Source organism: Mucilaginibacter rubeus (assembly GCF_003286415.2).
In the GTDB taxonomy this organism is placed as follows: Bacteria; Bacteroidota; Bacteroidia; order Sphingobacteriales; family Sphingobacteriaceae; genus Mucilaginibacter; species Mucilaginibacter rubeus_A.
This window is the reverse complement of the sequence record NZ_CP043450.1, coordinates 2,266,685-2,284,703: the sequence shown is the minus strand read 5'-3', so window position 1 is coordinate 2,284,703 and position 18,019 is coordinate 2,266,685. Positions and strand designations below refer to the sequence as shown.

19 protein-coding genes are annotated in these 18,019 nt (G+C 41.2%); 13 read left to right on the top strand and 6 right to left on the bottom strand.

Annotation, left to right across the window (positions count from 1 at the left end; all coding sequences use genetic code 11):
• Nucleotides 1-78: 78 nt before the first annotated feature.
• Together DEO27_RS09300 and DEO27_RS09295 are read left to right on the top strand one after the other, a co-directional pair.
• Nucleotides 79-795 carry a hypothetical protein gene (locus DEO27_RS09300; RefSeq protein WP_112569103.1) on the top strand — a complete coding sequence of 239 codons (717 nt, stop codon included), beginning with the start codon at nt 79-81 and terminating at the stop codon, nt 793-795.
• A complete protein-coding gene (locus DEO27_RS09295) occupies nt 765-1,418 on the top strand; it encodes a sensor histidine kinase (protein ID WP_112569105.1) in 654 nt (217 codons plus the stop codon). The genes DEO27_RS09300 and DEO27_RS09295 overlap by 31 nt, the downstream gene beginning before the upstream one ends.
• Nucleotides 1,419-1,430: 12 nt before the next feature.
• On the opposite strand, the gene DEO27_RS09290 is transcribed toward DEO27_RS09295, so the two are convergent.
• The gene (locus DEO27_RS09290) at nt 1,431-2,852 is read right to left on the bottom strand and encodes an ATP-dependent RecD-like DNA helicase (RefSeq protein ID WP_112569107.1); all 1,422 of its coding nucleotides are present in this window, start codon (nt 2,850-2,852) and stop codon (nt 1,431-1,433) included.
• A gap of 57 nt (nt 2,853-2,909) precedes the next feature.
• On the opposite strand from DEO27_RS09290, the gene DEO27_RS09285 reads away from it, so the two are divergent.
• The gene (locus DEO27_RS09285; RefSeq protein ID WP_112569109.1) at nt 2,910-3,383 is read left to right on the top strand and encodes a hypothetical protein; all 474 of its coding nucleotides are present in this window, start codon (nt 2,910-2,912) and stop codon (nt 3,381-3,383) included.
• Between the two features lies 1 nt (nt 3,384).
• On the opposite strand, the gene DEO27_RS09280 is transcribed toward DEO27_RS09285, so the two are convergent.
• Both DEO27_RS09280 and DEO27_RS09275 read right to left on the bottom strand, forming a co-directional pair.
• The gene (locus tag DEO27_RS09280; RefSeq protein ID WP_112569111.1) at nt 3,385-3,735 is read right to left on the bottom strand and encodes a hypothetical protein; all 351 of its coding nucleotides are present in this window, start codon (nt 3,733-3,735) and stop codon (nt 3,385-3,387) included.
• Nucleotides 3,732-4,067, bottom strand: a complete 336-nt coding sequence (locus tag DEO27_RS09275; protein ID WP_146749991.1) for a hypothetical protein — start codon at nt 4,065-4,067, stop codon at nt 3,732-3,734. Before DEO27_RS09275 ends, DEO27_RS09280 begins: the two co-directional genes overlap by 4 nt.
• Nucleotides 4,068-4,304: 237 nt before the next feature.
• On the opposite strand from DEO27_RS09275, the gene DEO27_RS09270 reads away from it, so the two are divergent.
• From DEO27_RS09270 to DEO27_RS09260, 3 genes are read left to right on the top strand one after another with little or no spacing between them, the layout of a single operon-like run.
• A complete protein-coding gene (locus tag DEO27_RS09270) occupies nt 4,305-5,117 on the top strand; it encodes a DUF3822 family protein (protein WP_112569115.1) in 813 nt (270 codons plus the stop codon).
• Nucleotides 5,093-5,629, top strand: a complete 537-nt coding sequence (rsmD, locus tag DEO27_RS09265) for a 16S rRNA (guanine(966)-N(2))-methyltransferase RsmD (protein ID WP_112569117.1) — start codon at nt 5,093-5,095, stop codon at nt 5,627-5,629. Before DEO27_RS09270 ends, rsmD begins: the two co-directional genes overlap by 25 nt.
• 14 nt (nt 5,630-5,643) lie before the next feature.
• Nucleotides 5,644-6,651 (top strand): hypothetical protein, encoded by a 1,008-nt coding sequence (locus DEO27_RS09260; RefSeq protein ID WP_112569119.1) that lies wholly within the window; start codon nt 5,644-5,646, stop codon nt 6,649-6,651.
• 16 nt (nt 6,652-6,667) lie between these two features.
• Here DEO27_RS09260 and DEO27_RS09255 read toward each other — a convergent pair whose 3' ends face one another.
• Nucleotides 6,668-7,420: a DeoR/GlpR family DNA-binding transcription regulator gene (locus DEO27_RS09255; RefSeq protein WP_112569217.1), complete on the bottom strand. Its 753-nt coding sequence runs from the start codon at nt 7,418-7,420 to the stop codon at nt 6,668-6,670.
• Nucleotides 7,421-7,479: 59 nt separating this feature from the next.
• Here DEO27_RS09255 and nudK point away from each other — a divergent pair, with 59 nt between their 5' ends.
• Together nudK and coaD are read left to right on the top strand one after the other, a co-directional pair.
• A complete protein-coding gene (gene nudK / locus DEO27_RS09250; RefSeq protein WP_112569121.1) occupies nt 7,480-8,055 on the top strand; it encodes a GDP-mannose pyrophosphatase NudK in 576 nt (191 codons plus the stop codon).
• Nucleotides 8,056-8,186: 131 nt separating this feature from the next.
• Nucleotides 8,187-8,648, top strand: coding sequence for a pantetheine-phosphate adenylyltransferase (coaD, locus tag DEO27_RS09245; RefSeq protein WP_112569123.1), 462 nt, complete (start codon nt 8,187-8,189; stop codon nt 8,646-8,648).
• On the opposite strand, the gene DEO27_RS09240 is transcribed toward coaD, so the two are convergent.
• Nucleotides 8,617-9,255, bottom strand: a complete 639-nt coding sequence (locus tag DEO27_RS09240; protein WP_112569125.1) for an NUDIX hydrolase — start codon at nt 9,253-9,255, stop codon at nt 8,617-8,619. The two genes, coaD and DEO27_RS09240, sit on opposite strands and share 32 nt — an antisense overlap.
• Between DEO27_RS09240 and pyrE the strand changes: the two genes are divergently transcribed.
• The 3 genes from pyrE (at nt 9,254) to DEO27_RS09225 (ending at nt 12,397) form a co-directional block, all read left to right on the top strand.
• Nucleotides 9,254-9,913 carry an orotate phosphoribosyltransferase gene (gene pyrE / locus DEO27_RS09235; protein WP_112569127.1) on the top strand — a complete coding sequence of 220 codons (660 nt, stop codon included), beginning with the start codon at nt 9,254-9,256 and terminating at the stop codon, nt 9,911-9,913. The genes DEO27_RS09240 and pyrE overlap by 2 nt on opposite strands.
• An 83-nt stretch (nt 9,914-9,996) precedes the next feature.
• Entirely contained in the window at nt 9,997-10,392 is a 396-nt protein-coding gene (locus DEO27_RS09230) for an SRPBCC family protein (RefSeq protein WP_112569129.1), read from the top strand.
• 376 nt (nt 10,393-10,768) lie between these two features.
• Nucleotides 10,769-12,397 (top strand): ABC-F family ATP-binding cassette domain-containing protein, encoded by a 1,629-nt coding sequence (locus DEO27_RS09225; RefSeq protein WP_112569131.1) that lies wholly within the window; start codon nt 10,769-10,771, stop codon nt 12,395-12,397.
• A gap of 65 nt (nt 12,398-12,462) precedes the next feature.
• Here the strand turns inward: DEO27_RS09225 and DEO27_RS31385 are convergent, their stop codons facing one another.
• Complete coding sequence (locus DEO27_RS31385) at nt 12,463-12,639, bottom strand: hypothetical protein (protein ID WP_154402355.1); 177 nt, start codon at nt 12,637-12,639, stop codon at nt 12,463-12,465.
• Nucleotides 12,640-12,893: 254 nt separating this feature from the next.
• Between DEO27_RS31385 and DEO27_RS09220 the strand changes: the two genes are divergently transcribed.
• The gene (locus DEO27_RS09220; RefSeq protein WP_112569135.1) at nt 12,894-17,240 is read left to right on the top strand and encodes an IPT/TIG domain-containing protein; all 4,347 of its coding nucleotides are present in this window, start codon (nt 12,894-12,896) and stop codon (nt 17,238-17,240) included.
• On the top strand, nt 17,237-17,944 hold the full coding sequence (locus DEO27_RS09215) for a hypothetical protein (RefSeq protein WP_112569137.1): 708 nt from the start codon (nt 17,237-17,239) through the stop codon (nt 17,942-17,944). The genes DEO27_RS09220 and DEO27_RS09215 overlap by 4 nt, the downstream gene beginning before the upstream one ends.
• Nucleotides 17,945-18,019 lie beyond the last annotated feature (75 nt).

Sequence of the window (18,019 nt, the reverse complement as noted above, 5' to 3'; positions counted from 1 at the left end):
ATGGCGTTTTGTCATATCCCTGTTACATAAACCAGAAATAAATTCATAGTTTTGTTATAATCTATGCTATAATATCAGGTGAATACCCATTTCTTTTTTAACAGCCTTCCGATAAAATACCGTTCGCAATACCGCGACTACTATACCTACCAAAACCTGGTGGCTATAAGAGGCGCCAGTATGATATTTTTGGTGCTCAACGTAATTATCCGCGCCCTTTACCTCGTGTTCCCGGTTAGTTTAACAAAGGCTCAAAATTTCCCCGAGTTTAGTTTCAGTAATTGGGTTTTCATTATAGTTACGCCTATTTTTCTGATAGCGAGCAATCTTTTTATAGCAAGTTTCAAAAGCCACAAAAAAGCAACAACAGGTATGTCGCTGCTTGTGTTTTTGTTTTCGCTTTATATTATTGTTTGCGGAATGTATTCGAGCTTTATAGCTACCTCTGATCCAAGCAACGCGCTCACGTTATATCTTGTTGCTTTGAGCCTGATCAGCGTAATATTTGTTTTTGAGTACTATGAAACTATATTGCTGCTTGTAGCCGTTGAGGTGTTTTTCACTTCCCTGCTATTTTACAGCCAAACCCCGGCTACGGATATGCTGTATAACCAGTTAATATCCGCCATTTTACTTTCTGGCTTTTATTTTACCTCAAGGTATTTTTTCACTTACAAAGCCAATTACTACTTACAGGTGATCGAGATTCGTGAGAAAAATGCCGAGATAGAAAAAGCCAGCGAATTTAAAAACCAGGTATTAGGATGGTTGCCCATGACCTGCGTAACCCTATAGGAGCGGTTGAATCTATAGCCATGATGATGGAGCTTGATGAGGTGGATGAGGACACCCAAGATAACATCAATATGATGAAGGCATCATGCGTAAAAGCAAGGAGCATCATTGATGACTTACTGGAGGCTGCCAAAAATGAAAATATAGCTGTTTTTCTAACCCAAAATACTGAACTGAACCAGTGGCTAAACAATATTGTGAGCCAATGGAACTTACAACAAGGAAACAAGGTTAATGTGCTGTTCATTAGTCATACAGCTGCTGTAAACGCGCACATCAATCACGAAAAATTCCACAGGGTTATTGACAACCTGATCAGCAATGCTGTAAAGTTTTCGAAAGACCGTGACCGTGTAGATATACGCCTGGCTAAACAAACAGATGTAGTGACTATCGAGGTTCAGGATTACGGTATGGGCATTCCGGCCGACATGCTTCCAGAGATCTTCAATCGGTTTTCAAAAGCGGGCCGTACTGGTTTACGCGGCGAAAAGTCAACGGGGCTTGGTTTGAGCATAGTGCGCCAGATTATCGAAAAACACAATGGCATTATTACTGTTACCAGCACCGAGGGACAGGGATCAACCTTCAGAATCACGCTGCCGGCAACTAATCCATTTTAAGGGCCTGCGTAATTATTCTTCCTTTAATTTATAAAACCTGTTATCAAAGTTTACCAAAAACAATTCGGTAGTGGCGCGGGTGAGCGCGGTATAAAACCAACGCAGAAAATCCATATTGATCATCTCGTCTGTTACATAGCCCTGATCAACAAAAACCGCGTCCCATTGTCCGCCCTGAGCTTTATGACAGGTGATGGCATAAGCAAATTTTATTTGTAAGGCATTGTAATAAGGGTTAAGCTTCAACTCGTTGTGCATGGCCCGTTTATTGGGCAAATGCTCATAGTCCTTCATTACTTCCTGGTAAAATAATTTTTGATTTTCCTGGCTCAACGCCGGCGAATCGGCATAAAGGGTATCAAGCAGCACCTTACAATCAAGCGTAGGATCTTCGGCATAATCAATAAATTCCAATTGAACATCGGCAAAGCGTAAGCCATACATCTCTTCGGTGCGCCGTACTTTCACTATCCGGGCAATATCACCATTGGCTATAAACGCGGTACTATTTTCATCCTTATCCTGCAGCCAAAAGTAATTGTTCTTAACAATCATGATCTGATCGCCGCCGGTAAGTTCTTCCTCACGATACAAAATACGGTTACGGATCTGCCCGTTGTACAGGTTGGCATTTTTATTTGACCGGCAAATGATAAGTGTACGATCATGCCCATATTTACGATATGCATATTCTAAACCCTCGGGCAAACGCTCGCCGGTCATCCTGAACACATCCTTAAACCCTTTGGTGACAATTTGGGGAGCTTCAATAGTTTCTGTGCGAATAAGGTCGCGGATGTTTGTAGCATTAAATAATATGCCCGAATCCTTTTGTTGCCTTAATACCTCAGTAAGCTCATATTTAAATATGGTAATACCAAATTTCCCATTCATGACCTGCTCATCAAGCGCAGGGCTGTTATCGGCACCTACAGGAGGTAATTGTGCTGTATCTCCTACTAATACCAGCTTACAGTTTTTATCGTTGTAAACGTACCTCAGCAAATCAAACAATAACGAAACATGGTTGCTCCCCATTGCCTCATCCGAAATCATGGAAGCTTCGTCCACAATAAAAAGGGTATCGCTGGCCAGGTTATCAGCAAGGGCAAAACCGTCATCAATGGTTAACGCCGATTTTTTACGGTAAATACGTTTATGGATAGTAAAAGCTTTGCGCCCCGAATAATTGGTAATAACCTTAGCTGCCCGCCCCGTTGGAGCCAACAGTACTGCTTTGTAGTTATAATGCTTTAGCGCTTTTACCAGGGCCCCTACTATCGTTGTTTTACCGGTACCGGCATAACCTTTCAAAATAAAGCATTCGTCGCCATCGGTGCTTTTTAAAAAAGCATGAAGCTTGCCAAAAAGTTCGGTTTGCTGGCCTGTTGGCTCGTGCGGAAATGACTGACGGATATGATCGGGAGTTGACACCCTGCAAAAATGATGATTAGTAATTTAATTCAGTAAGATTAGTTTTACATTTGAGCCATGGAATTTGACGAAAACAAAGAGGAAAGCTACCAGGAAGACGATTTTGTAGATATATATTCAAAGCGGGCCATATTTTGGTTTTCCTTTTTCAATTTTATATTCGGAGGAGTACTGCTCATTATCAATTTATACAACGCAGGTTACAAAAGGGCTATTCCACCGGTTATAGCTTTCATGGCCGTGTTTTTTTACGGATCAAACCTGGCTGTAGCATACTCCGGCATTAATTTAAAACTTGTTGTTGATGCCTTAAATGTAGCTTCAAAAGGCGGCCAGCCTACCCCCGACCAGCTTAAAGCAACATTTTTGTTAGCCGGTTTAAACATTGCAATTGGAATTATAGGAGCATTGATACTTACACAATATTTCTTCAAAAAATCATTCCCCGATAATGATTATTATCCAAAGCCCGTTTTAAAACCGATATTGGTTATGATAACACTCTATTTTTTGCTTAGGGTGGTTATGTAAGTTATTTATCTGTTTCGGATTCCATACGCCCGGAAACACTAATATTACTTTGTGTTGAATTGTACATATTTCGGCTTTCCAGTTTATAATTGGCGGGAGTTTGACTATCATTCATCACTATTTGAGCATATTTCTTACAACTATCAACACTATGCATTCTACTATAACATAAAGCTATGTAATACGCCGTTTTATAATTGCGGTTAATCTTATATGAATATTTAAACTTTGCTATTGCACTCTGGAAATTCCTGGCTTGTAAAAAAGCAAATCCTTCCTGATAACTTTGCTCAAAAGTTTCAGTTTGCCAAGCAGAATAAATGATCAATAAAACTAAAATTAACGTTTTCATTTTTTATCAGGTTTTGGTAAAGGGTCGAAATCAGTTGGTATAGCCGGCGCATATAAGTTAGATGGAGCAGAATTTTTATTAATCTCATAAGGCTTTTCTACTTTAATAGCAAAAGCAATAAGTATTATTCCTAATAAAACAAATAGTAATCCGGGAGATGAACTGACTAATCCGCCTTTAACTCCGTGATAGCCTGCTGAAAATTTAAACTCGCCCTTTACTCCGCTATTTATTAATTTGTATCCTAACCTGATTGTTAAATAGCCGAAAAGGAAACAAGCCATTTTCATTGTAAAAACCAGTATAACCGGCAGATAAGGCAGTATATCCATAACTATAGCGTGTTTTATAAATATAAGCATAATTTACTGATAGTCAACACCAAAACAAAACAAGAAAATATACTGATATAGTAAATTCATTGTTGCAGAATAAAGCTGTGACATAATATTATTGCTTTTTGAAAAGGAATAATTATGCTTGAAGGATTAATATTTTACCGATTTATACTCCTACGTTTTCTGAAAACCGCGCAGGAATTAAAAAAATGCTACTTTTGTTAAACAGGCATGAACGAACACAATTATACCTACCACGACGATAACTTTAGTTTAGATAAAACTGAAGACTATGTTTTATTAATTCAGGTTGAAAACAATTCGTTTTCATATGCAATCACCGAAAATGGCAAACTAATAGCCTGGGCCGAAAATTACCCTTTTGACGAACTGAGCGATCCGCAGGAATTGCTTGATCTTTTATCTGCCAAATACAGGCAAATGATTATCGGCTTGCCTGCCCATAGCTTTACCCTTGTACCAACAGCACTATTTTCGGACGAACGGTTACCGAACCTGGCCCGTTTTCTGGATACGAAGCCCAACAGTAAAGTTTTAGCTCAAATATTAGACAAGGAAAATATCATTATATATAACACCAGCGAAACCATTGTAAATGCCGCCGATGAATTTGGTATCCGCAATACTGTTTACACATCAAAAGGCTGGTTAACTGCTATCGCGCAGAACAATCCTGGCAATAACTACCTCTACCTCAATATTGAAAAAGACAAAGTTGAGATAGCGCACTTTTCGCAAGATAAACTGCGCTTTTACAACTCGTTTGATTTTAATGGGGATGACGAACTCCTTTACTTTGCCGTGCTGGTAGCTAATGAGCTTAGCCTTGATGCCAAATATACCAGCCTATATGTTAGCGGAAACATTGAAGCCGATAGCAAAAGCCTGACTCGTCTGGCAGAGTTTTTTGGGAAGGCCGAGGTAAACAGCTTACAGGTATTACAATTACCATCGGAGGTTATAGCACACAGGGTATTATCTATATCGGCTCTTTCATTATGCGCATTATCGGAGGTAGTTTAAAAGGATTGAGGCTTAATCCGCCAAAAAATCTTCCTGTTCGCCCCACAACCGACCTTGCAAAAGAGGCCTTGTTTAATATCCTGCTTAACCAAATTGAGTTTGAAGGTATTAAAGTACTTGACCTATTTAGCGGTACAGGTAATATTTCGCTTGAATTTGCTTCGCGCGGTGCTTCTGAAGTTATCTCTGTTGACAGGAGCGTTCATTGTGTTAATTACCTTAAAGACACATCGCGCCAGCATAAGCTTACGCAGATAAAAACTTACCGGGAAGATGTATTTAAATATCTGAATGTAGAAACCGAGCAATACGACCTGATATTTGCAGATCCGCCGTATGATTTAAACAGGATCCCTGATTTACCGAAAGTTATTTTTGAAAAGAATTTGCTTAAGCCTGATGGCCTGCTGATAGTTGAACACCAATCGTTGCAAAATCTGAGCAATCATCCTGCATTTGTTGAACAAAGGAAATATGGCCATTCGTCTTTTTCTTTTTTTCGATACCCATAACCTAACCCTCATCCATGAAAAAAACCTTAACCTTCATTTTAGTTTTATCCGTAGTAAGTTGTTTATTTAGTTGCCGTTTCGGTGCCTGGGGAAGCTGGAAAAACGACAGAATTGACCCAGATTTGAGGGAAGAAATGGCTACGTTAAATAAAAAGCTTATTAAGGCCATGGCGGAAAACAATGCTGCGGGAGTAAAGCAACTTGCATCACCCGCATTGCTCCAAAAGTCGGAAGCCGGCTTAGATTCTGTTGTTGCACAATACCATACCGCGGTTAAGAATGATAACTATGAGATCATTGATGAATATTACACCAGAAACGTTGCTGCCAACAATAAAAACACCTTGGTTACAAGTGACAAGGCCGAAAACAACTACACTGTAGACTATCTGGCTTTGAACGCGGAGATGTACGTATCCGTATTAAAGGTAAAGCTACCCACTTTTAGTGCCTTAGTACTCGCCGTTTATGGGCGATACGATAACGGCTGGAAACTTAATATATTAAACCTGGGCAATTACGAAGTACTTGGAAAAACTGCCCCCGAATATTACAGTGAAGCCTTTACGCATTATCAACAAAAGGATATTATCGATGCCATAGATATGATATCAATTGCATCTGAAATTGCGCAGCCAGGTGGTAAGTTCTTTAAATACAAAGAAGAAGATGTGATGAAGAACTTTTATAACAAAATTTTAAAGGAAGCTAACAATCAATACAAACTACCATTAGCAGTAAAACAACTAAAAACTGCCCCGCAGTTATTTTCAGTAAGCCCTCAATTTATTAACGATCCTGCAAAAGCTGGTGTATTTCCACTAATAAAATATAAAAGCAATATTAAACTTACGGATACCGTTGCCTTAAAAGCCGAGAATCAGGAATTGCAAAAAGTGATCGGTTCAGTATTTAAAGGAATTGATAAAAACAATAAACATATTTTTTACTTCGCTTTTAACGAGATACCCACCGGCAGTGCACTTGCCAAACGCTATGGCTTTGTGCAAGACATTAAGTAAAAAACTAATTGCACATTTACCTTTTTGTACTTAGCACAGTTACACCATTTCTTTTAAGAAAAAGCAGGCTATCCTCGTCTCCATTAGTAATAATGGCGCTAATCAAATTTAATCCTGCAAAATTAAGGTAGGTTTCTTTTCCGATTTTGGTGGCGTCGCACAAAATATAGGTATAAGCGCTATTAGCGGCGAAAGCAGAAGTAATGGATGCTTCGTGTTCGCTATTGGCAAACAGCCCGGCTTCTGAAATACCATCAATACCTAAAAAAGCCTTGGTTGCCCGGTATTTGTTGATATGCTCAATGGCTGTTGTGCCGTGTACGGCTTGTCGCTCTTTGTCCAGTTCCCCTCCTATTATATTGACACTTACGGCGCAATCCTGAAGCTCATATATTACAGGTAATGAATTTGTTATCACCTTTATCTTCTTGTTTTTGATGAACTGACAAAGTCTGAAAACCGTGCTGCCACAATCCATAAAAATAATATCGCCATCGTTGATCTGCGCTGCAGCCAGGCGGCAAATAGCATCTTTAACGCCTGCATTTTGTGCGCTTTTATTCACAAAACTATGCGGCCTTTCAAGAGGGTTAACTTTGGTAGCTCCGCCGTGGGTGCGATAAAGCAAACCGTCCGCGGCCAATTGGTTTAAATCTCGTCTGATAGTGATCTCTGAAATATCCAACTCGGTTGCCAATTGTTTAATATCAACCTCTCCCGTTTGATTGAGTTGCTCAATTATTTTTTGTTTTCTTTTAGGAAAGTTCATTTTATTTATCTTAATTCGTTCAAAAATAATCATTATTAATCAAAAACAATCAAATAAAAATGAATCAAATAGAAATTCTTAGTACCGATATTTTATCAGATAACTGGTATACACTAAAAAAAGTAACTTATCAGGTTAAGGAAAACAATGGAAATACTTCGGTTCAAAGTCGCGAGGCTTATGACCGTGGTAATGGCGCAACTATTTTGCTTTACAATAAGGCGCAGCAATCTGTCATATTAACAAGGCAATTCAGGTTACCGACCTATATTAATGGTAATCCGGATGGGATGCTGATTGAATGTTGCGCGGGCCTGCTTGATAAGGACAATCCGGAAGACTGCATCCGTAAGGAAACTGAAGAAGAAACTGGTTATAAAATAACTGATGTGAAAAAGGTTTTTGAGGCATACATGTCGCCTGGCTCTGTTACCGAAATCCTTTACTTTTTTGTAGCCGAGTACAATAAAGCAATGAAAGTTAGTGACGGCGGTGGCCTTGCACATGAAAATGAAAATATCGAAGTTTTGGAATTACCCTTCAGCCAAGCCCTACAAATGATGCAAACCGGAGAAATAAAAGATGGTAAAACAATTATGCTCCTGCAATATGCGCAATTAGCTTCGCTGGTTTAGTGATGATACAGTTGATTGGATAAATGGTCGTTTTTAAGATAAGTCTGCCTCTTGTTAAATAATAGCGATAACATGCAAAAAAAATAGATTTTCACTTGAGCAACCAATCAACAATTCACTAATTTTACTGCATGAAGATAGCCCTTTTTCCAGGTTCCTTTGATCCCATCACAAAGGCACATGTTGATATTGTTAAGCGATCTGTTGAGTTGTTTGATAAATTCTATATAGGTATAGGCGTAAACAGCAGCAAGAAAGGGCTCTTAACTATCGAACAGCGCGAGCAAATGATCAGGGCTGTTTTTGAGCATGACGAACGGATCCATGTAATAGCCTACGAAGGGCTTACAGTAAATTTCTGTAAAAGCATAGGTGCTGCATACATGATCAGGGGCATCCGTACCGTATCCGACTTTGAATACGAAAAGGCTATAGCGCAAATGAACCACTCTTTGGCTCCCGATATTGAAAGCATATTTATAGTAAGTAAACCAGGCTATTCGTCCATAAGCTCAACCATTGTACGCGAAATCATCAGGTATAATGGAGATGTAAGCCAGTTTATTCCGAAAGAGGCATTACCTTATTTGTAACCAGCTTTTCTTCATGGAGTACGTCCATTATAGATGGAAATGTATTTTCAATTATTGGCTCAATGTGCTCATGCTCAAACCAGCGCACATCGGTAATACCTTCTTCTTTTTGAGGTTTTAGTTTTTCTTTGCCTTTGCTTTTCATAGCAAACCAATGTGTTTTCTTTAGCACAACCTCGCCACGGTTCACGTAAACGTGGTAAGTTTTGCAAATTTTTTCTCCCAGTTCACTGACTTTTATGCCACACTCCTCTTCTACTTCGCGTACCGCTGCTTCTTTTACCTTCTCATCTTTTTCTATTTTGCCTTTAGGTAAATCCCATTTATCGTTGCGATAAATGAATAAATACTGCCCCTTAGTGTTCATAACCAGGCCACCGGCCGCTTCAATAAGTGTAATATTCTTCTTAATCGCTTTTAAATACACCTTGGCGTTAGGCGTTTTTATGTAAAACAGTTTATTAGGATTAGCGAGGATCCAGGTGTATATAATTTTCAAGTCAAAGGTCTCTGCATCAAGCCTTTCAAAATTATCTGCATGCTTTGGTTCAGATTCTGTGAGCAGGATAACCTTTTCGTTAATATAAATTCTGTATTTTTGAGCCATGTTTACTAATAATGAGATCGAACAACAAGTAGCCGAATTCCTGCTGCAAATTAAAGCAATTAAATTACAACCCAATAATCCTTTTACATGGGCATCGGGCTGGAAATCTCCAATTTACTGCGATAACCGCGTTACGCTTTCTCATCCAACCATCCGCACCTATATCAGGCAGCAGCTGGTTGCAGCCATCCATGACAAATTTGGTTCGGTTGGCTGTATAGCGGGTGTAGCTACTGCAGGTATCCCCCAAGGAGCTTTGGTAGCTCAGGAATTAGGACTTCCTTTCATCTACGTACGCTCAAAACCTAAAGAGCATGGTACAGGCAGCATGATTGAAGGTGATGCTCCTACTACATCAGGCAAACGTGTTGTGGTAATTGAAGATTTGCTTTCAACCGGCAAAAGCAGCTTACAAGCTGTTGAAGCTTTGCGTGCTGCTGGTTATGATGTTGCCGGTCTTGCCGCCATCTTCACTTATGGCTTTGATATTGCCGACGAAAACTTCAAACAGGCTAATTGCCCATATGTAACGCTGTCAAACTACAATGCGCTAATTAAATATGCAGAAGAGCACCAATTCATCAACGAAAAAGATGTAAACCTGCTTAAACAGTGGCGCGAAAGCCCATCAACCTGGGGCGAAATAGCAGCAAGTTAAGACCGCAGATTTTTTTGATTTCGATGATTTTGGTTCATTGTTAATAGTCAGCCGAATTTGTCTCAAATCTCACATCTACCAAAATGAATACATTCACAAGTACAATAAGCATTAACAAACCTTTAGCTGAGGTTTATGATTTTTTGGCCGATTTTAATAATCATCAGCAGCTAATGCCCGATAATATCCAGGAATGGATGTCTACCCGTGACGAGGCGCGGTTTAGTATCCAGAATATGGCCAAACTTGCTTTGAAAATTGAGGAACGTATTCACAATCAATTGGTAAGAATTATCCCGGCAGAAAAGCCCCCATTTGATCTTGAACTAAAATGGTCGTTATCTTTCAATAACGACCATACAGATATTTTATTCACCATTAATGCTGAGCTTAGCATGATGATGAAAATGCTGGCGTCAGGTCCGCTACAAAAACTGGCCGACCATGAAACACAAAGTTTACTTAACATTTTAAGCTAACACCAGCTTTATTGCAAAGCTTGTATTTAGTATACTTTGCGTTTTTGAGTATTGTTGATGGCTATTACCACATTGATGATAATTAAACCTATAATTAAAGCTCCCATGACCATTGTTAAATAATTTAAATAAATTGTTATATCAGTTGTTAGTCAAAGGCTGTACCACTATAGTATAATTGGTAAAATGTACCTTTAAAACGCTCCAAACGCGCTTTTAGTTTACATTCAATTATCATTTCTGTGTAATTGTATGCCCATCAGTTAATTTTGTGGGGAAAATTGCTGCTCAAAAAAATCCCCATCCATAATATCGGCGCCGTATGTCGTAAAAATGAAGTTTTTAGCTTACTTTTGCGCCAAATTAGAGGTGCAGCATGATCACGGTATCCAATCTTTCTTTACGTTACGGTAAGCGGACTTTATTTGAAGACGTTAACCTGAAATTTACACAAGGCAACTGTTATGGTATTATCGGCGCTAATGGCGCAGGTAAATCTACATTCCTGAAAATTCTTTCGGGCGATATTGATCCAACCAGCGGTTCGGTTAGTTTTACTCCGGGCGAGCGCATGGCGGTATTAAGCCAGAACCATTACGCTTTTGACGAATTTACAGTTCTTGAAACTGTGATGATGGGTCATAAGGAAATGTATGCCATAATGAAGGAGAAAGACGCCATTTACCTTAAAGAGGATTTCAGCGATGCCGACGGAGAACGTGCCGGCGAACTGGAAAACCTTTTTGCAGAAATGGACGGCTGGAATGCCGAAAGCAATGCTGCTACCCTATTGAGCAACCTTGGCATTAAAGAAGAATTTCACTATCAACTGGTTAAAGACCTTGATAATACCCAAAAAGTACGTGTGTTATTAGCGCAGGCGCTTTTTGGAAAACCTGACATCCTGTTACTGGATGAGCCTACCAACGACTTGGACATCCACACCATCAGCTGGCTGGAAGATTTCCTTGCCTCATATGAAGCTATTGTATTGGTTGTATCGCACGACAGGCACTTCCTTGATACTGTATGTACCCACGTGGTAGATATCGACTTTGGTAAGATGACCATTTATACTGGTAACTATACCTTCTGGTATGAATCAAGCCAATTGGCATTGAAGCAACGTGCCGAGCAGAACAAAAAGGCTGAAGATAAAGTTAAAGAGCTTCAGGAATTCATTCGCAGGTTTAGCGCTAACGCGTCAAAATCAAAGCAAGCTACCAGCCGTAAAAAGGCTTTGGATAAGATCAACCTTGATGAGATCCAGCCATCAAACCGTAAATATCCTGGCATTATCTTCAACAACCTTGGTCGTGAGGCCGGTGACCAGATCCTAACCGTTGAAAACCTGGGTAAAACGCTAAATGGTGAAGTGTTGTTCAACAATATTACTTTTACAGTAAATAAAGGCGATAAAATTTCCATCCTGTCGCAAAACAGTTTGGCAACCACTGCCTTCTATAATATTTTAACCGGACGAGATAAAGATTTCACAGGTACTTTTAAATGGGGCGTAACCATCAATGCTGCCGATATCCCTAACGATAGTAGCGAATACTTTGACGGCAAGACTGATAACCTGATAGATTGGCTGCGCGAATATTCACCAGGCGAAAAGGACGATCAGTTTATCCGCGGCTTTTTAGGCCGGATGCTGTTCTCGGGCGAAGAGGTTATGAAAAAGTGCAGCGTACTTTCGGGTGGCGAGAAAATGCGTTGCATGTTTAGCCGCATGATGCTGCAACAAGCTAACCTTTTAATGTTTGATGAGCCAACCAACCACCTCGACCTGGAATCAATCACTGCCCTCAATAATGGTATGAAAGATTTCCGTGGCACCATACTCTTCACCTCGCGAGATCATGAATTGGTTGAAACCGTTGCAAACCGCATCGTTGAGCTAACCCCGGGTGGCTATATTGATAAGCTCATGACCTACGACGAATATATTAACAGCGCTGTAGTTCAAAAGCAACAGGAAGAACTTTACGCTGCGGTGTAATAATCAATAAAGAATTAAAGAGGGCCGATAGTAAATACTATCGGCCCTTTATATTTTATACTTTATTAGCTAATCCTTGTAGCCTGTGTTTCAAGTTGATTTATGGTAGACTCGTCGCTAAACAAGTAAAAATGATCTTTAGTATATGAATACTGAACGTTTAGGCCGTTTTGGGCGATAAAGTCCTTAACTAAGCTTTCATACTGAAGCTTGTTAATTTTGAGCAATTTTCTTTTTTCCATGGGAGTAGATGTTAAGTTCCACAATTTAAGCAGCATTTATTAAAATTACAACAACAAAATCAATACATTGTTGCGAAATTTTAATTTACCACCAGGACTTATCTGTTAACATACAAATAACAATAAAACAATTTTCTTTTAAGTAAAAAACGACTGGCTTTTCCAAAGCGCTTTGCTATATTTGCCTCAAACTTAAACCGTTCTCGTTAAAAAACAACCAAACGTTTTGATAACAGAGAACCTATCACAACTGCATGAATAAATCTTTACCTAAACTCCTCGAAATATCAATAACCCATTACATTAAACATTGTATTGCTTTCTTTATCCTGACGCTTTTCGGAATACAGTTACATGCGCAAGCGCCTATAATTGCCAGTATTTCACCGGCCTCTGGACCGGCGGGCACTATAGTTACCATTAGTGGTAAAAACTTCAATGCCAACGCGGCGCTGAATGCCGTATTTTTTGGCGCAGCCAAAGCAACATTGAAATCAGCTACTAATAGCGCTATAACTGCTATTGTACCTGCCGGGGCAACGTTTCAGCCGGTTGCCGTTACTACTAATAACCTAACAGGATACTCGGCCAGGCCATTTATTGTTACTTATGATAACGGCGGTAACGTATTTACAACCCACAATGCATTTGCCCCCAAATTAAACCTCCCGGTAGACGATAATAATTATACAGGATCGGTTACTACTGCCGATATCAATGCCGATGGCAAGCCCGACCTTGTAGTAACCACAACAGGCCTGGGCGGTGGCGTACGTATCTATAAAAATAACGGCAGCAGCACAAAGCCCTTTGGCCCTAATGCTGATTGTTTCATCAGTAATGACATAGATCCTATAAAGGTAATAGCCGCAGATTTGGATGGTGACGGATTGCCCGATCTGTCTGTTGCTAATTATCGGTCACCAACATTCACCACATACCTTAACACAAGCAGCGGTGGCCAGATTTCATTCGCTAAAGGCATTACTTTTGGTAAGGAACCGATAAGCGCCTTCGGTCTCCAGGCGGGCGACTTTGACCTTGATGGCAAACCCGATATCGCAGTGATTGACCAGGTAGGCGATGTAGTTTCTGTATATAAAAACACAAGCAAACCAGGCGCGCTTTCTTTTGACCCTAAAGTTGATTTTGTAACCGGTGCTGCTCCATTTGATGTTGAAATTGTTGATATGGATGGTGACGGGCGTGCTGATATTGTTACCGGCAATCATGAAGGTGCTACAATTTCCGTTTTAAGAAACACCACATCCGGGTCATCTATTTCATTTGATACAAAAAAAGATTTTCTTGCTGGCGATTCGCCCTATAATATAGCTGTTGGCGATATGAACAACGATGGCAAGCCAGACGTTGGAGTAGTCAATCATCCTTTTTTTGGTGAAATGAAAACGGGTTGTGGCCTACGCAATACAAGCACTCCAGGCAATATATCGTTTGATACAAAAGTTGATTTTTATACCGAATTATATTCCGACGATCTGGTAATGAACGACATGGATGGCGATGGCCGACCGGACCTTGCTTTTCTTGATCACGATAGCGGTACAGCAAAATTGTTATCCAATAAAAGCACGGGCACCGCCTTAGTATTTAGCGGCCCAATAAGTTTTGATGCCGGCCAATACCCGCTGGGCATTGCTGTAGGCGATGTTAATGGCGACGGCAAACCCGATATCGTCGAATCCAATACTTATTATGTTTCGTTATTAATCAATCAGTCAGGATTACTTACCCCGGGCATTACATCATTTACCCCACAAATTACCGGCGAAGGCAAAACCGTTACCATTACCGGTGTTAACCTTACAGGGACATCGGCAGTTTACTTTGGGGGCGTGCCTGCCACAAGTTTTAACGTTGAATCGGCCACAAAGGTCACGGCAGTAGTTGGTACAGGGCGCTCGGGCGATATTACACTTACCACGCCTTATGGTACAGTAGCACTCAACGCCTTCAATTTTTTACCTAAACCGGTTATTCAGTCATTATCAACAACCTCTTCGGGTGGTACATATACCGTAGTCATCAACGGCTCAGATTTTACCGGTACTACTGATGTGAGTATAGGTGGAACGCCTGTAACATCCTTCAAAATAAATTCGCGGAGCATGGTTACTGCTGTTACCAGCAAAGCACCTACTGGTAACGTTGTACTAACCACGCCAGGAGGCACGGCCACTTTTGCCTATATTGTACCGCCAACCGTTACTGCCTTTACGCCCAATACAGCGCCTACAGGTGGTGTAGTAAATATAACGGGGACTAATTTTACAGGTGCAACCGCAGTTACTTTTGGAACCTATAAGGCGCAATCATTTACCGTAAACAGTGCAACAAGCATTACCGCCACAGTAAATACAGCGGGCAGCGGCAACGTAGCTGTTACCACACCGGGAGGCACCGGAAGCCTGGCTGGCTTTACCTTTATAAGCGCGCCTGTTGTATCTTATTTTACCCCCAACAGTGCAGGTGCTGGCGCTACAATTACCATTACAGGTAGTAATTTCTCAGGAGCCACAGCGGTAAGCTTTGGTGGCGTACCTGCAAAATCATTTGTGGTTAACTCTGCAACAAATATTACGGCAATAATCGGCCCATCTGCCAGCGGTGATGTAGTGGTAACAACCCCCGGCGGCACAGCCAAACAGACGGGTTTTACTTTCATAGCACCACCTGTTATTACTTCGGCCGATGCCACAGGCTATGCAGGTTCAACAGTTGTAATTAACGGCAGCAATCTGAAAAGTGTCACCAGCGTAAGCTTTGGTGGTATGCGGGCAAAATCATTCAGTATACTTAGTGATACCAAAATAACTGCCGTACCGGGCAGTACAGGTGCAAGCGGCGATATCACCCTTACTAACGACGGCAATACAGTAAGTTTTCCGGGCTTTACCTATTTGTATCCGCCAACTGCAACTTCTATAAACCCTACATCGGGTACAGTAGGCACTCCGATAACCATCACCGGAACTAACCTAACCGGGACTACCGACGTTCGCTTCATGAGTAGCCCGGCAACTTCTTTTACAGTAAACAGTCCTACCAGCATTACGGCTGTAGTTGGCGCGGGTAGCAGCGGTACGGTGTATATAACCAACCCGGCAGGCACCGCTAATATCAACGGCTTTACATTCATTCAGCCGCAGCCGGCACCAACACTGGCCTCTTTTGTTCCCGCTCAGGGCTTTATAGGCTCAAGGGTGTACTTAACAGGCACAAACCTTACCAACGTTACTTCGGTAACAATTGGCGGCGTGCCCGCAGCATCATTTTCAAGCGAATCCGCAACGGGACTATTTGCATATGTGGGCCGGGGTGCTGTCGGTGGAGATATAGTAGTAACCACACCAATCGGTTCGGCCATTATAAAGGGCTTTGTGGTAGTACCACCAACCGCCATAACAGGGTTTTCACCAAAAGTGGCTGTAGCGGGAACAGTTGTTACCATTACGGGCCATGGCTTCCTCAACACTACCCGCTTAGGGTTTGGTTCGGTACCAGCCAAAGCATTTGTTGTGCAGGGCGATGACCGGATCACTGCAACCGTTGGCGACGGAGCCGAAGGTGATATCTACCTTGAATCGCCTGCCGGCGCCGGTTCTATCACCGGCTTCTTATTTACACCTAAACCTAAAGTTACAGCCGGTGGCCAAACAACTTTTGTAAGCGGTGGTAGTGTTACACTTTATGCCACTATCGGCAGCGATTATGCTTATCAGTGGATGAAGAACGGTAAAAATATCAATGGAGCAACACAACAAACCTTTAAGGCTACCGAATCTGGAAATTACAGTGTTACACTCACTCATGCCGGTATTAGCTTAACATCTGATGAAATTACGGTTACTGCCATTTATACCTTACCGGCAAGTAACTTCAAAGTATCGGCAACAAGCGCTACCTGCAAAGGCGAAAGCAACGGCGTTATCGGTATTACAGCGGTACAATCGCTTTCCTACCAGGCTGCGCTAACCGGCAACGGGTTAAATAAGCAATATACATTTACCAATAATTTAACCATCGATAATTTAGCCGCAGGAACTTATAACGTTTGTATCACCGTTGATGGCCAGCCCGACTATAAACAATGTTATGATCTTGTGATCACCCAACCTCAGGACCTGTCGGTATTTTCATCTGTTAATAAAGCGACACAAACTGTTAACCTAAGCTTAAACGGCAGCGATAATTACGCGGTTGAATTGAATGGTACGGTTTATCATACTACCGATAATTCTATTTCATTACCATTACGCAAAGGCAATAATAAGCTTGTAGTAGCAACAGATAAGCTTTGCCAGGGAATCATTGAAAAAACCATCGCGGTGAGCGATAACGCACTGCCCTATCCAAATCCTTTTCTGGATATTTTGAATGTTAACCTTGGTGATACCGTTGTTGCCAACTGCACCATCAGGGTATTTAACATTGCCGATGGCCGGTTATTATATCAGCAAAAATTCCATAACCAGGCAGGGGTTGTTCAGCTTAGCCTGGCAGGATTAAAAAACGGAACCTATTCTTTAAACATGCTGGCCGACAACGTTGAGTCGGTTTTCAAGATCATCAAAAAATGAGAAAATTACTTACCTATATAACCATATTATTGATAGCAACAGGCTGTGGCAAAAGCGGTGGCGGCGATACTCCACCGCAACCTCCTCCAGTACCCGGTGTTTCGGCATTGCTGTTTCCGGCAAAAGACGAATTGTGTAACCAAGGCACCGTCGTATCCGCTACTCAAAGCAAAGTGGTATTTAAATGGGGAAGCGCCAGTAACGCCGATAGTTACTCGATCAGTATAAAAAACCTGCTTACCGGCGCAAGCGTCTCACAATCGGCCACGCAAACGCAGTTAGAAGTAACGCTTGATCGCAACACCCCTTATTCATGGAATGTTGTTTCCTTGTCATCAAAAAACACTGATGCTAAAACGCTAAGCGATACCTGGAAATTTTACAATTCGGGTCCGGGAGTAGTATCATATGCACCCTTCCCTGCCGAAGCCGTAAGCCCCGCTGTAGGCGCAAGCGTTGCCACCTCAACCGAACACACGTATAACGTAGTTTGGAAAGCCAGCGATGTAGATAATGATATCCTGAATTACGATTTGTATTTTGGCGATAGTACTACGCCGCCTTTGGTTGCAGCCAAAATAAAAGACAGCTTTTACAACAAACTGCCTGTAAAACAGGCAACCACATTTTACTGGAAAGTGGTTACCCGTGATTCAAACGGTAATACATCTGAATCGGGGGTGTTTCAATTTAAGGTACTTTAGTGGATATAATTTGCAACAAAAAAGCCTTGCGAGTTTTCGCGAGGCTTTTTTGTTGATTTTAAGTGACCCCGGAGA

Bases quoted from the DNA above. Each gene is read 5' to 3' on its own strand.
- DEO27_RS09260 (WP_112569119.1), top strand. From the start codon at position 5,644: ATGAAAAAAACCTTAACCTTCATTTTAGTTTTATCCGTAGTAAGTTGT.
- pyrE (WP_112569127.1), top strand. From the start codon at position 9,254: ATGTTTACTAATAATGAGATCGAACAACAAGTAGCCGAATTCCTGCTG.
- DEO27_RS31385 (WP_154402355.1), bottom strand. From the start codon at position 12,639: ATGGAAAAAAGAAAATTGCTCAAAATTAACAAGCTTCAGTATGAAAGC.
- coaD (WP_112569123.1), top strand. From the start codon at position 8,187: ATGAAGATAGCCCTTTTTCCAGGTTCCTTTGATCCCATCACAAAGGCA.
- DEO27_RS09270 (WP_112569115.1), top strand. From the start codon at position 4,305: ATGAACGAACACAATTATACCTACCACGACGATAACTTTAGTTTAGAT.
- DEO27_RS09285 (WP_112569109.1), top strand. From the start codon at position 2,910: ATGGAATTTGACGAAAACAAAGAGGAAAGCTACCAGGAAGACGATTTT.
- DEO27_RS09280 (WP_112569111.1), bottom strand. From the start codon at position 3,735: ATGAAAACGTTAATTTTAGTTTTATTGATCATTTATTCTGCTTGGCAA.
- DEO27_RS09295 (WP_112569105.1), top strand. From the start codon at position 765: ATGGTTGCCCATGACCTGCGTAACCCTATAGGAGCGGTTGAATCTATA.
- DEO27_RS09220 (WP_112569135.1), top strand. From the start codon at position 12,894: ATGAATAAATCTTTACCTAAACTCCTCGAAATATCAATAACCCATTAC.
- DEO27_RS09240 (WP_112569125.1), bottom strand. From the start codon at position 9,255: ATGGCTCAAAAATACAGAATTTATATTAACGAAAAGGTTATCCTGCTC.
- DEO27_RS09215 (WP_112569137.1), top strand. From the start codon at position 17,237: ATGAGAAAATTACTTACCTATATAACCATATTATTGATAGCAACAGGC.
- DEO27_RS09225 (WP_112569131.1), top strand. From the start codon at position 10,769: ATGATCACGGTATCCAATCTTTCTTTACGTTACGGTAAGCGGACTTTA.
- rsmD (WP_112569117.1), top strand. From the start codon at position 5,093: ATGCGCATTATCGGAGGTAGTTTAAAAGGATTGAGGCTTAATCCGCCA.
- nudK (WP_112569121.1), top strand. From the start codon at position 7,480: ATGAATCAAATAGAAATTCTTAGTACCGATATTTTATCAGATAACTGG.
- DEO27_RS09230 (WP_112569129.1), top strand. From the start codon at position 9,997: ATGAATACATTCACAAGTACAATAAGCATTAACAAACCTTTAGCTGAG.
- DEO27_RS09275 (WP_146749991.1), bottom strand. From the start codon at position 4,067: ATGGATATACTGCCTTATCTGCCGGTTATACTGGTTTTTACAATGAAA.
- DEO27_RS09255 (WP_112569217.1), bottom strand. From the start codon at position 7,420: ATGAACTTTCCTAAAAGAAAACAAAAAATAATTGAGCAACTCAATCAA.